Annotated in this window: 11 protein-coding genes and 3 pseudogenes; 5 read left to right on the top strand and 9 right to left on the bottom strand. The window is 41.2% G+C overall.

The window, feature by feature from the left end; genetic code table 11:
• Positions 1-91 precede the first annotated feature (91 nt).
• Positions 92-3,673: a WD40 repeat domain-containing protein gene (locus IQ274_RS31050; protein ID WP_194144533.1), complete on the top strand. Its 3,582-nt coding sequence runs from the start codon at positions 92-94 to the stop codon at positions 3,671-3,673.
• A 446-nt stretch (positions 3,674-4,119) separates the two neighbouring features.
• On the opposite strand, the gene IQ274_RS37575 is transcribed toward IQ274_RS31050, so the two are convergent.
• Positions 4,120-4,245 carry a hypothetical protein gene (locus tag IQ274_RS37575; protein ID WP_265578589.1) on the bottom strand — a complete coding sequence of 42 codons (126 nt, stop codon included), beginning with the start codon at positions 4,243-4,245 and terminating at the stop codon, positions 4,120-4,122.
• 121 nt (positions 4,246-4,366) lie between these two features.
• Positions 4,367-4,591, bottom strand: a complete 225-nt coding sequence (locus IQ274_RS36925) for a helix-turn-helix domain-containing protein (RefSeq protein ID WP_228058483.1) — start codon at positions 4,589-4,591, stop codon at positions 4,367-4,369.
• Positions 4,592-5,163: 572 nt separating this feature from the next.
• On the opposite strand from IQ274_RS36925, the pseudogene IQ274_RS36920 reads away from it, so the two are divergent.
• Positions 5,164-7,260 (top strand): annotated as a pseudogene (locus tag IQ274_RS36920) (carotenoid oxygenase family protein); the annotation flags it as partial.
• Between the two features lie 198 nt (positions 7,261-7,458).
• Complete coding sequence (locus IQ274_RS36915; protein ID WP_228058487.1) at positions 7,459-8,931, top strand: carotenoid oxygenase family protein; 1,473 nt, start codon at positions 7,459-7,461, stop codon at positions 8,929-8,931.
• 431 nt (positions 8,932-9,362) lie between these two features.
• Here the strand turns inward: IQ274_RS36915 and IQ274_RS31035 are convergent, their stop codons facing one another.
• The 5 genes and pseudogenes from IQ274_RS31035 to IQ274_RS31015 all read right to left on the bottom strand — a co-directional run bounded on the left by IQ274_RS31035 (position 9,363) and on the right by IQ274_RS31015 (position 12,024).
• Positions 9,363-10,061, bottom strand: coding sequence for a hypothetical protein (locus IQ274_RS31035; protein WP_194144531.1), 699 nt, complete (start codon positions 10,059-10,061; stop codon positions 9,363-9,365).
• 2 nt (positions 10,062-10,063) lie between these two features.
• Positions 10,064-10,531 carry a hypothetical protein gene (locus IQ274_RS31030; RefSeq protein ID WP_194144530.1) on the bottom strand — a complete coding sequence of 156 codons (468 nt, stop codon included), beginning with the start codon at positions 10,529-10,531 and terminating at the stop codon, positions 10,064-10,066.
• A 3-nt stretch (positions 10,532-10,534) separates the two neighbouring features.
• Positions 10,535-10,834, bottom strand: a pseudogene (locus tag IQ274_RS38160) (tyrosine-type recombinase/integrase); the annotation flags it as partial.
• A 213-nt stretch (positions 10,835-11,047) separates the two neighbouring features.
• Positions 11,048-11,191: a hypothetical protein gene (locus tag IQ274_RS31020; RefSeq protein WP_194144553.1), complete on the bottom strand. Its 144-nt coding sequence runs from the start codon at positions 11,189-11,191 to the stop codon at positions 11,048-11,050.
• A gap of 299 nt (positions 11,192-11,490) precedes the next feature.
• The gene (locus IQ274_RS31015) at positions 11,491-12,024 is read right to left on the bottom strand and encodes a class I SAM-dependent methyltransferase (protein WP_228058482.1); all 534 of its coding nucleotides are present in this window, start codon (positions 12,022-12,024) and stop codon (positions 11,491-11,493) included.
• 266 nt (positions 12,025-12,290) lie between these two features.
• Here IQ274_RS31015 and IQ274_RS36910 point away from each other — a divergent pair, with 266 nt between their 5' ends.
• Positions 12,291-12,509 carry a transposase gene (locus IQ274_RS36910; RefSeq protein WP_228058481.1) on the top strand — a complete coding sequence of 73 codons (219 nt, stop codon included), beginning with the start codon at positions 12,291-12,293 and terminating at the stop codon, positions 12,507-12,509.
• Between the two features lie 39 nt (positions 12,510-12,548).
• On the top strand, positions 12,549-12,713 hold the full coding sequence (locus IQ274_RS31005; RefSeq protein WP_194144528.1) for a hypothetical protein: 165 nt from the start codon (positions 12,549-12,551) through the stop codon (positions 12,711-12,713).
• Here IQ274_RS31005 and IQ274_RS31000 read toward each other — a convergent pair.
• Together IQ274_RS31000 and IQ274_RS30995 are read right to left on the bottom strand one after the other, a co-directional pair.
• Positions 12,686-12,868, bottom strand: a pseudogene (locus IQ274_RS31000) (ISKra4 family transposase); the annotation flags it as partial. The gene IQ274_RS31005 and the pseudogene IQ274_RS31000 overlap by 28 nt on opposite strands.
• Positions 12,869-12,877: 9 nt before the next feature.
• Positions 12,878-13,460 (bottom strand): IS66 family transposase (locus IQ274_RS30995; RefSeq protein WP_194144527.1); only part of this gene is annotated, 583 nt, incomplete at its 5' end.

Raw genomic sequence — 13,460 nt, 5'->3', positions numbered from 1 at the left:
CTTTTTAGTAGATTTACGTAAATTTTTTGAGAAAATCAAGTTTATGGTGGGAATATCATAGTTAACCTGGTATTTTTACGTGGGAAGATAAATGACAGTAGAAGAGGCGATCGCACTAATCGAGCAATTATTGGAAGGGGGATGCTTAACAAAAGTTCAAAAGATTGTCTTCAGTCAGTCATGGGCAGGACAGACATACTTAGATATGGCTGTAGACTCCGATTACGATCATGGTCACATTAAAGATGTTGGCTCTGAATTATGGCGATCGCTCTCGAGAGCTTTAGGAGAAAAAGTTACCAAGAATAATCTGCACGGAGTACTAAAACGAACTGCACAGCAACAAAATGGTACAACCGCCTCATCGACTCTAAATTGCCAACCCTCTAATTTCCACGCAGACTGGGGAGACGCTCCTGATGTGCAAGTGTTCTTTGGACGAACAGAAGAACTAGAAACTCTAGAAAACTGGATTATTCGAGATCGCACTCGATGTGTGGCGATTGTCGGAATGCGGGGGATTGGAAAGACCCATCTTTCACTAAAACTGGGATTGGGTGGGATTGGCAAAACAGACCTATCACTTCAGTTAGCCAAGGGTATCCAGGATGAGTTTGAGTTTGTCATCTGGCGATCGCTTCTCAATGCCCCTCTCCTCTCTGACCTACTTGCAGACTTAATTAAAGTACTTTCCAGACAACAGCAGACAACACTACCAGAGACAATTAGCGAACGCATCTCTTTGTTGCTCCATCACCTGAAAACCCACCGATGTCTCTTAATCCTAGATAACGCCGAAACTCTTCTGCAAGCAGGAGATCCCATCGGTCGGTATCGAGCTGATTATGAAGACTATGGACAGTTAATTAAACAGGTTGGGGAAGTGGCACATCAAAGTTGCTTACTGCTGACAAGCCGCGAAAAACCCCAAGAACTCATTTTAATGGATGGGCCAAGTCGTCCGGTGCGCTCTTTGGTGTTACAGGGGTTAGATATCCAAGCTGGAAAACAGATTATTGCAGAGCTTGGCGATTTTACAGCTAGTGAAGAAGACTGGCAGCAGTTGATTCAGCTTTATGATGGCAATCCTCTAGCACTGCAATTGGTTAGTAAACACATACTGGAAGTATTTTTTGGCAGTATTGCCGAATTTTTAAGGGAAGGCAAGCCAGTGTTTCACGACCTGCAAGAACTCCTATCTTGGCACTTTCAACGGCTCCCCAAAGAGTGCTGTGAAGTACTGTATTGGTTAGCAATCAATCGGGAACCAGTGTCCCTAGCAGAGTTACGGGAAGATTTGATGTTATCAACTGCTAAGGCAGCACTACCTGCAACTTTGGGAGTGCTGCAACGCAAGATTCCCTTAGAGCGTACAGGAGATCGCTTTACGCTTCAGCCTGTGTTGATGGAGTACGTTACCGATCAATTAGTAGCTTTCGCTTATCAGGAAATCGTCAATCAAAGCCATGAACTTTTGAGAAATTATGCCCTAATTAAAGCTCAGAGCAAAGACTATGTAAGACAAGCACAAATTCGTCTCATCCTAGCCCCTGTTATTGATAATTTAATATTAGCTCTGGGTAGTTCCAACCAGATTCAGCTTCAGGTGCAGGAACTCCTCAAAAAATTGAAACAAGAGGCTTCAACCCATTCAGGATATGCAGCAGGCAACATCCTGAATCTTCTCAGACAAATTCAAGCTAATTTCAGTAGTTATGATTTTTCTGATTTAACAATTTGTCAAGCATATTTACAGGATGTAAATTTACAAAATGTTAATTTTTCCCACTGCTATTTTTCTAAATCTATTTTCACTCAATCTTTCAATGGGGTGATGTCAATTGTCTTCAGCCCTGATGGTAAAACCTTAGCAAGTGGTAATGCCAATTGTGAGATTCATTTATGGCAAGTTGCAGATCAACAACGTCTTTTAACCTTGCAAGGACATACTAATTGGGTACGCCGGATTGCCTTTAGCCCAAATGGACAGATGCTTGCTAGTGCTAGTGAAGATTCAACCGTTAAAGTATGGCAACTACAGTCTGGTAAATGTTTGTATACTTTATCCGAGCATACGGGCAGTGTGTACTCAGTTGCCTTCAGTCCAAATGGTTCAATGCTTGCCAGTGGAAGTAGCGACCTCACCATTAGGATTTGGCAGGTATCAGAGGGCTATTGTCTAAAAATTCTGCACGGACACAGTGGTAGCGTAACATCTATTCATTTCAGTCCAGATGGCAAACAATTGGTCAGCAGTGGCTTTGACAGTCTGATCAAAATTTGGGACGTTGAGACTGGAGAATGCCTTTATACGATTACGGAGCATGAGAACTTGGTTAGGACAACTTACTTCAGTCCTAATGGCGAATTCCTAGTCAGTGCCAGCTGTGATAATACGGTAAGAATTTGGAGCGCTGAAAATTATCAGTGTTTAGGAATTCTTAAAGGTCACACCGGATGGGTATGGAATGCAGTTTGGAGTACGGACAACCAGCTAATTGCTAGTTGTGGTGCAGACCAGACTATCCGTATTTGGGATGCAAAGACTGGTACTTGCCTTCATACTCTCAAAGGTCACAACCATCAAATCTGGGGTATTGCCTTCAGTCTAGATAACCAAACTCTTGCCAGTGCCAGTGAAGACCAAACTATTAGGCTGTGGCAAGTTAGTAACGGCAAGTGTATTGCTTGCATCCACGGATATAATAACTGGGTTAAGACTGTAACTTTTAGTCCCAATGCTCAAATGCTAGCCAGTGGGCACAGAGATAATACTTTAAGAATTTGGGATATGAAGAGTGGTGAATGTCTGCACGAGTTGAAAGCATACTCTCAAGGTTTGCCAGCAGTGGCTGTTCACCCAAACTTGGAGATAGTTGCGGGGGGTAGCCAAGATGCCACGATCAAACTTTGGGATCTTAAAAGTGGTGAATGCAGTCATACTTTCATCGGCCATACAGATGAAGTTTGGTCACTCGCCTTTAGTCCAGATGGTAAGGTGCTAGCTAGTAGCAGTTTTGACCATACTATCAAAATATGGGATCTCAGTCTTAGTGAGTGTCGTTTTACTCTACATGGACATACAGATCGAGTAGCGGCGGTAGCCTTTAGCCCTCTAGGACAAATTCTGGCTAGTGGCAGCGATGACTGCACGATTAGACTTTGGGATATATCAGACAACCGATGTATCAAAGTATTGCAGGGACACTCAGGAAGAGTAGGAGCGATCGCATTTAATCCTGATGGTAGCTTACTCGCTAGTCCAAGTATGGATCAAACAGTCAAAATCTGGGATGTCACTACAGGCGAGTGTTTGCAGACATTAAAAGGACATACTAGCTGGGTAATGGCTGTTAGCTTTAGTCCAGATGGTCAAAAAATTGCTAGCGCTTCATGCGACCAAACTATAAAAATCTGGGATATTGAAAAAGGAAGTTGTCTCAACACTCTGTCTGGTCACTCAAATTGGGTATGGTCAGTCGCTTTCTCTCAAGATGGTTCAATCTTGGCTAGTGCTAGTGAGGATGAAACAATTAGACTATGGGAGATGCGATTGGGAAATTGTCTGCGGATACTGAAAGCCAAAAGACCATACGAAAAAATGAAAATTACAGGAGCTAAAGGTTTGACCCAAGCTCAGTTAGCAATGTTAAGAGAACTAGGTGCAGTCTAGTGCTTTGCCACACAAACTTTGCGTGGTGGCAAGCTCTTGGGCAGAGGTGCCCAGGGGCAAGGGGGAAAGAACTTGTACAAATCTCTCCTCTGCTCCCTTGCACAAGCGCCGACCTCCACAAGCGCAATTTTGGGGAAAGCGAACTACTAGTGATTTATAACGATTCCCATTCAGATGCAGTACAAAATTATATCGCCAAATGTAGGGGCACGGCTGAGGTTTAAGTAAGCTATTCCACATTTAACTTGCATAAGATTCTGCGATCGCTTCTACGAAACTCAGCAGGCATTGGTTCTCCTATATACCCTCTAAGAAGTTGGCGATAAGAATACTGCTTATTTAAATATCATACTACTTGGTATAAAGTTTGATGGTCGGAAAAAGGTCGGGTCTTTTTGATAGATTTAGGAGATGTCTAATTTATTCTTAGAACAAATCCTTGAACCTCACACGACTTGAAGTCGCGTGATTCCTGCTTCAACGATCTCTGCCTGAATTGCTCCAGGACTGACGAGTTCTCCACAGGCGCTTTTTATAACCTCCGGCGTACCGACGGCGGTTAGTAATCTCAATCCCTCACTCAGTATGTTGAGGGCAGCATTTTTATCTCTCAAATTGTGACTATTGCAACCAGGACAATCCCATTCGCGCAGATTTAAATCTTTAACTAATGGGTTTACAAAACCACAACAGTTACAAGTCTGAGATGATGGATAAAATTTCTTTCTTTAGTACAGTTAGTTGCTGACTGCAAGCGTTGTAGTTTAAAGTCCTCTGTTCAGTGGCATATAACTCTTGTCTTAATGCCAAAAAGCGGTTATATACATATCTGGCACAACCGATCGTCTTGTTGATTAAGACTTCTTGATTGTGTGTGGGTATGAGAGTAACTTTAAATGCTTTTTGGATGGATGACAATTTCTTAAATTTGCTGAATACCTTTCAATTTTAACAGAAAGTGACACCTAAGATAGAGCGCCTAACTCATGACTGGAAGTTACGAGTGTGCGGCTTGAAGAAATCAAAAAAGTTCTGATACCTACCCTGGACTGCGGGGAATGGGTTCTCTTTTGGAGTACGACAACCGTGGTAACAATTCTTTATAATTCCTTAATAAGATTACAGAGCTATAGTATGCTAATTTACATCAGTGCGATTTTAAAGTAGTAAAACTACTTGTCAGTTACAAGGTAAAATCACAGTTTTTCTGTCAATAAGTAATTATACTTTAATTTTTGTCAAAAATTGGGGTATTAAACAAAATTTTGAGGCAGGTGATGGCAAAAGCAAGCCGCTTTCTTTGCATCTACGCATCATTCATTATTTCCTCGAAAAACCTAGTAATAATGTAAATTCGATATATATTTAATTTCATCTTCAAAATAATTACGAATTGGCAAAAAATCCGGTCTTATCTGTCATTAAAGGCTGCCATCTTGTATATGGCTATTTTAATGATTATTTTTAACAATTTTGGGGGAGATATTTAAATGGTGAGTAAAGACGTTAGTTCTAAAGGACAACCTTCCAAGAGTTTTCATATTCCGAAATCTGTTATCAAAACTAGTCGTCATGAAGGCTGTTGGCATCTTGAAATTCGTAAACAAGAAAATCAAGATAGGCAAAATGAAATCATTCCTCTAGCAGAGCTACAATTAGCCGAATTACCCGCAGGGTTGCATGGCTATGCTTTTATCGTTGGGGCTTTGTTTCAATCTGAAAAGAAACCTCAAGAAGATGGAACGCAACTTTACACAGGCGATGGTATGGTCTATCGTTTGGGCTTTGAAGATGGCAAAGCAATACTCAAAACCAGAATCGCTAAAACTCCTTGCTACTATGCAGATCCTGCTACGCAGTTCTATCTAGGAGATTATGCGATAGAACCCATACCATTTACCCCTTTTAGAAACAAAATACTTTCATATTTTGTTAAAAAATATAAGTGTTTCTCCTACTTCTCAGCTTTTCGCAATGGCGGGCCTAGTCGTTATAGTATTGTTTTGGGATCGAGAAATCAATTAAATACAGCTTTTTTAAAGACTAGAGATCATCTTTTACTAACAATGGATGCGGGTCGCGCCTACCAACTTGACCCAGACAGTATGGAACTATTAGAACCAGTAGGTTCCACTGAAGAATGGTGCGGCATTTTTCCGGTTATTTCTAAGCTTACATGGATTAATATTTTTGAGACTTATATTAGTTCAGCTCATTATGTTACAGATTTAAATAGCTTAAATGGTAAGCGAGATGAGCTATTTACAACAAATTATTCAACAGGTTACAATGGAAATTTTAAAAAAATTGTCAATTGGGTATTAGATAGTAATTGTTTCCGCCAAGTAGTAAAATCATTCTATGCCTTGTTACAAATAGAGTTCAATCCCAAGCAAGAGTTAGGACGTTTTACTCATTTAATTCGTTATAGATTTGCAGACGAGCAAAAAGGGTTACAGGCTACTATGGAGCGTTGGCGATTGGTACTGCCTGATGGTGAGCCAGTACTGGTTGACCAATCTCTTCATCAATTAGCAATAACCGAGAAATATATTATTCTTGCTGATATCGCCTTCAAAATGGAGTTTTCACAAATATTTACTCCTTTTTTGTTTGGATTTTTAAGATTGTGGAAATTTAATAGAACTTATTCACTAGGTAGTTGGATTTATGCCGTCTTTTTCCAGGCAATTAAACCTCTTCCATTTGCCAGCTTATATATTGTTAATCGTCAAGATTTAGATCAGGGAAATATAGGATATTCTATAGCAGATTTACCTGGTAATCGAACAACAATTACCGTTCAAAAGGTGAGACTACCTAGAGAGATTTCGCATTTTACAGCTGACTATAGTAATCCTGAAAATAAAATTACACTTCACGTTGGTCATGTTAACGGTTGGGATGTTACAGAATGGATTACGCGCCATGATATGCCTGTTCCTGATAAGCCATTTCGTGAAGATTTAGAGGGAATGATGGTTGGTTCAACTGATTTAGGTTCTCTCGGACGATATGTGGTTGATGGCGAAACAGGAAAAATAGAAAGTTGCGAAACTGTTCAAGATATTCAATCAACTTGGGCGCTATCTTTATATACCCATCGGGAACTCAACCGCGATTCGCTACAAGAAACAGCCCAAGAAGTTAAAAATATTTACTGGTTATCTTTAGGGTTTACATGGGAACTGATACCTCAGCGCATCTATGATGCTTATAAAGCAGATCCACGTAGAGTTGTTCCGGTTGAAAAATTACCACGGAAAGAGGAGAACAAACCAATTACTCTACTGCGTTTAGATACACAGCAAATGGAAATTGTTGATTCTTATCAATTCCCCTCTGGAACTTATGTAAGTTCAACGCAATTTATTCCTAGTTCTCTTCCCTGTCCTAAAGATATAGATGAGTCGATTCATGGCTTCCTTGTATGCGCGGTAATGTTAGACCCAGACCCTAGTCAATCTGACCGTGCTACAGATGAGTTTTGGATTTTCCATGCCGATGATTTAAAGAATAAACCAATTTATCGACTGAGTGCTAGTGAAGATTCAAACAAGGAACCTTTGAATCTTGCCATGACAATACATTCCACTTGGCTACCTGATATTCGTCAGCAGCAGTGTTCAGCAGAGGAACGCCGTCAAAGACGACAAAAATCTGTTAAGCAAGATTATCTACATTTGATTGAGAAGAAAGGCAAAGCAGTTCAAGAATTGTTTTATGATATAGTTTTTCCTTATTTTACCGAGCAGACTTTAGAGGAGAATTTTGAGAAATTTTTATTGCATAAAGACAGACCTTACACTTTTGAAGATTGGAAGGGAGGGGCGCGTTCTCTTCAGCAAGAGTTTGACTACTTAATTGATGATATTGAGGGAGAAATTCCACCAGAGCTAAATGGTACGTTATTTCGCAATGGGCCTGGACTGCTAGATGTGAATGGTCAGCAACTCCATCATCCTTGGGATGGAGATGGTATGATTTGCGCCATTACTTTTTCCCAAGGACAAGCCCATTTTCGTAATCGATTTATTGAAACTGAGGGTTATCTGGCAGAACGCACTGCTAAACGTATGCTTTATCGAGGCGTATTTGGCACACAAAAACCAGGTGGTTGGTTAGCTAATATCTTTGATTTGCGGTTAAAAAATGTTGCTAATACGCAAGTAATATATTGGGGAGAGAAACTGCTGGCGCTGTGGGAAGCTGCAAATCCTTACCGCCTCAACGCCAAAACTCTGGAGACTTTGGGTATTGAAACTTTTGATGGACTGCTCCGTAAAGGTTCTCCTATTGCCGCTCATCCGAAGATTTCTCCAGGGAACTCCACTCAATCTCCTCGTTTGGTAGCGTTTGCTATTAATGCTGGCCTATTCTCGAAAATTCATACCTATGAGCTGGATATTGCTGGAACTGTAGTTCAACACTTGACACATCGAGTTCCAGGGTTTCTGTTTATTCATGACTTTGCAATTACCCCTAACTATTGCCTGTTTTTTCAGCCTCCGGTATCCTTCAATCCCTTCCCCTACGTTTTCGGCTTTCGGGGGGCGGCGGAGTCTATTAAGCTTCAGCCAGATCGACCCACGCGAGTCTGGATAATTCCTCGCCACGAAGGGGAAGCCGTGCAGGTTATAGAAACTGATTCTTGCTTTGTCTTTCATCACGCCAATGCTTTTGAACAGGGAGATGAGATAATTGTAGATTCCGTTTGTTATCAAGACTTTGTTGGTCTTGACCACAAACGTAGTTACCCAGATAATACTGACTTTGACCAATTACCTCCTGGTCAACTTTGGCGGTTTCACCTGAATTTAAGTCAGAAAACTGCTAGACGGGAGCTGGTTGATTCTCGGTGTGTAGAATTTCCCCAAGTCTGTTCTGAGCGAATTGGACAACCCCATCGCTGGATTTTTTTAGGTGCTGCTGATCAAGCTGGGGGCAATGCGCCTCTGCAAGCGATACTGAAAATCAACCCAGAATCGGGACAGCAAGAGTTTTGGAGTGCGGCTCCCAAGGGGTTTGTAGGAGAACCTGTTTTTGTACCGCGCTCAAGTGTAAAAGAAAGCTCTACACCCTTAGCAGAGGATGATGGTTGGATTATCACCCTGGTTTATGATGCCGCCCACCACCGCACTGATGTTGTAATTTTGGATGGGAAATGCCTCAGCCAAGGACCCATAGCTCGCCTGCACTTAAAGCATCACGTCCCCTATGGTTTGCATGGCACTTTTGTGGGTTCGCAGATAAGATGAAATTCTGACAACGAATTTATAAGGGTTCCAGGTACCGATATTCGCGCATAAAGTAAAATTCATTGTGGAGTCTGGGTTTGAGCCAAATATTCAATTCGCACATAAATTGAAATTTTCCGACTTTGATTTAACGACAGCCCGAATGCTTTTAAAAACGTACTTTTGAAGTGTGATAGGCTTACGCCCCACGCCCAGGCGATCGCCTCGTGTCATAGGTAGCCAAGCAGCTTGACTATGAAAAATTCGGGATTTTAGGTATAAATTGTAATTGATATTGAACAAAATATAATGAATTTCTGTGAGTAGATGCAAAATTTCACTTTATGTGCGAATTCGCTAGCTTCCTCAAACCCTTGTCCCACAATTGATTTCACTTTATGTGCGAATTCCGTCGCCTGGAACTCCTGTAACTCCGTTGTTCAAATTTCATCTTATCTGCAAACCCACATCTGCAAACCCACAATTGGAGAACTTTTTACCCAAATATTCCGACTGTTATAAAAATCTCCACGTTGCTCCAAGGTAAACCCACCCAGCAATAATCCCAACCATACTTCTACCATTGGCATTTGCAACACACGTTGCAGTTTAACTAAAGAAATCTCATCTTTGACATTTATCAGATGGTTAGCGATCGCGCTCTGCCATTTTTCTACATCCTCATCTGATGCCAAATTGCGGACATCTTCTAAAGTTGTCACCTCATCGAGCATTGCCAAAACATTCGCTTTCTCAACGGGTGCTACTACAGAATCGCCCGACTCAGTAGGATATGAAAATTGGTGTGGGCCGTGTGGTTTAAAGATTTGTGGTGTTTGCGGTTCAATCAAATCATCTAAATCTAGGTGCATTGTTGTCCGCACTAGACCAGCAAAGAGATCGGTGCTAACAACTGGCCCCAAAAGACTATTGCGATCGCGGGTATCTTGCAACAGCATTTCGGCACGAGACTTGAGAATATCTGCAATCTGACTGAAGGCAAGCGCTGCGGTTGATAACTGTGCCTCCAAGGGTAATTTTTCAAGCTCCGCATCTAAACATTCCCACATCGGTGCTAGTGTTGATGTCGCTGGAGATTCGGACAACTCATCAAGCACATCCCAGATTGTTAATTGACGATATGTAGTCATCTCTAAGATTGTGGATGCAAGGGGCAAGGGCGCACTGGGCAGTAGCTTGAGCTAATCTCAAACATATCCTTATATTGATATAGTGAAACACTGTATTGTTTTGCAAAAGCCTGCAACACCTGATCTGTATAGGCGCGGATCTTGACAGCCGTTAGCCCAAAGCAGTGAATTGGTTCCAGGCGACAAATAGGCTTTTGCCCCAGCCAGAGTTCTGCCGACATAGCGTGTAATGGTTTATCCCCTGGTTCTTTATACAAATACAGCACTGCAAAATATGTTGCTGGTGGTTCGACTGTTACTGAATCAATTTCTGCTGAATTATGAAAGGAGCGGTGGCGATAGAATGAGCGGCGATTGTGGCAGACTTTTGGATTCCAACACCCATCCCCTGCTGTTCCATGTAAAACTTTGGCTTGGGCAGTTGGTAGTTTGGAACATAGCTGACACTTGGGATCAAGTGGCTTGGGCATACCTTACTCCACTTGAGTTTCACCGATTGCACGATAGTAGGCAGCGATCGCGGCTTCTTGTTCGCTGCGAAGGGTATAGCGCCGAAACGCTTTCTCACTTTGATGTCCTGTTAGTTTTCGTGCATGGCTGGGGTCAACTCCCAATAGCAATAAGTCAGTGGCATAGGTGTGACGAAAGGAGTGAGGATGCAAATCCTCAATGTGAGCTATTTCACCGATTTTTTCCAAAGCGTTGTAAATGCCGTGATAACTCAAGCGTTCACCCTTGTATGAAGCATGGTGTGAAATCATCAGTGGGCTAAGAGCAAGTCATGTAACAACCTTGCCTCTTTTGAGCTAAAAATGCTTTCTCAGTAAGCTTTCTAGATAATAAATTGTAAAAGTTGTTTCTTGACAGGCTCTAAGGCTGTTTAACACCTCTCCTTGCTGTTGGCGCAATTGTAAATACTTTACTAAAACTTCCCGGCTCTCTTTTCGCAGTGGAACTAAGGCATCATGTAAAAATAACTTGAACAATTAGGGAGAAATTTGGGGTTTGATAATATAGTTCCACTCACCATGAAAAGAGTTTCGCTCAATGGCAATGGTATCAAGTTCTTGAACTGTGACTCGATAAAACGAAAGTGTGTTGAGTTTTGTAAAAACCCTGGAACAATTCATTTATAAGCTCTTTACTGAGTTTACTCTTTGTTGCATAAATTGATTTTTTAACACAGACTTACCTTACTTAAATGCAAGTATGACTCGTCTTGTAAAGGCGTTGCATCATTGGGAGATGATTGGTCCCGACTTACGCAACTACCAAAAAAATGATACTCGCTCTCTCACCAAGTAATTAAAAAGTAAACGATAAACATGGGAACATCTGGACGTTTTAGTTTTTGAATTAAATAATTTAACAACAATCTATGCTTGATTTGATAAATTGTTTGACACTCATTTAAGCTAAATTTTTCAGCCTAAGCCAGACTAAAATCTAGATGAGCCAATGCCCATACGTGGTAGGGAAATTCAGCTTCGTTTTCTAGAGAATGAGAGAGAGGATCATATTTGACCCATTCAGAGGAGTTCGCAATATTAGCAATGATACATTGGCGATTTCCCCAAGAGCCAGTTTGAATATTATCTAGAGGAAAGCCACATTCGTGGAGAAAGTATTTGAGTCCAGTTTCCGTCCAGCGAGTGCAATCTATGGGGCGGTTATGAATTTTCACAAGAAAAGGTACCGATATAAGAAAATATCCTCCAGGGAAAAGCATTGAAATAATGTTGTTACAAGCTCGATAGGGGTACAACAGATGCTCAAAAACTTGCTCGGCAATAATTAAATCAAAATTTTCTCGTAAGGGTGCAGAACAAATATCATATTCTGGATAGTTAATATTTTTATACTCTTGGAAGCCAAAATTGTGCCAAGAATTTCCCGAAATTTCCATTACTCGCCATTTTTGGTACGGCAAATTATCTAGTAGCTTTGCCGTTTCACGGTTCATTATGACTCGACTCCAGTTAACCATACTTTCAGTTAATTAACAGTGAACAAGCGCGATCAAAATCTATTTATACTCTGTTGTATAATAAATATCTAGCAATAATCATATCATTCTGGAGGGGTTAGTTTTTGGTTGCCACTCCATACCTACTTTTCGTTTTTCATCGCTCAGTTAGCCGTCCTCGCTGTTCGCCAAAAAGAAAATTTATAGCGTTCTCATATAGAACCCATTTGGGATCTTTGATAACGAGCTAAGATTAGAAGTAAATGCCGTACTCTAGCAGCTTAAGTGATAAAGAGTGGGAAATCATTGAGCCATTATTGCCCCAAAAGAAGAAAACTAGACCGCCTCGTTGGACAAAACGGCAAATCCTGGATGGTGTTTTTTATCATCAGTATCCTCTAGCGATTTACCAGCCCTGGTTCCGCCGTTTTTTCACTTTCGTGATTCCTCTAGTAGTCTGCCAAGGTAACTTTGCTAAGTAAAACCTCTAATTGGTAAAATAGCCAAAAACGGGGTGTAACATGGCGAAAAAGTATATTGTTGACTTGAATGAAGATGAAGTTTCTCAACTGCAATCGATAATTAAAAAAGGTAAGCACAAAGCAAGAAGCATAACCCGTGCAAACATTCTTGGGAGCATCCCACTTTTTGAAGTAGCTCAAACCGACAATAATCCATTGAGGTAAGCAGAGCGATGAGCCAGGACTTGAGGGACATTTTCTCGTTTCCATTGTGCCCCAGAAATCTTTGTTCGACGGTCAATCTGTTTAACGGCAGATTCAACTGACCCAGAACCAATTGAACAAATTTCTTCGGCTTGGTGATATTCGTAGTTAGTAAGGATTCAGGTCTAATATTGCGGAAGTAAAGAAGGGCGAGACTGATAATTATTGGAGTAAGCAACTAGAGCTTGTGCAAAAAACTCAATCACAGACCTACCTTGACGGCGGCAGGTTTGCACCACAGTCAACAATTTGGCAGTATGTTGAAACCGCTCCATTGAACGAGAACCACCACTAACCTTACGTTTTGTGACAGCTAAACGCAGCGATCGTTCAGCGAGATTGTTATCAGGAGGGACTTCAGGGTAGTCAAGAAAATACCACCATTGATTTGCTTTATCGCGCAAAGAACGTAAAAGCTGGCCTGCCGTAGCTCCTGCTTTGTCAATCCACTGATGGAGTGAGGAATACAATTTAGATTTGAATTGATTGACCCAATCGTTGTAACTGGTGGAGTCAAGAGTCTCAAACCATCGAGCATAATTCCTAAAAGCTTCATCAATTAAATCAACAAAAGCTTCGCCAATAGCTTGGTTGTGAAGACCTGGAAGAATAATTAGTTTTTTGAAGTGTCGGCGTAGATGAGCCAAACATTTCTGCTGGGCAAAAGCTGGATAGCCGTTGTAAACGCTAAAATCATCGCTGCTGAGT

The organism is Nostoc sp. LEGE 12447, assembly GCF_015206985.1.
Classification (GTDB): Bacteria; Cyanobacteriota; Cyanobacteriia; order Cyanobacteriales; family Nostocaceae; genus Nostoc.
This window is presented reverse-complemented; position numbering and strand designations above follow the sequence as displayed.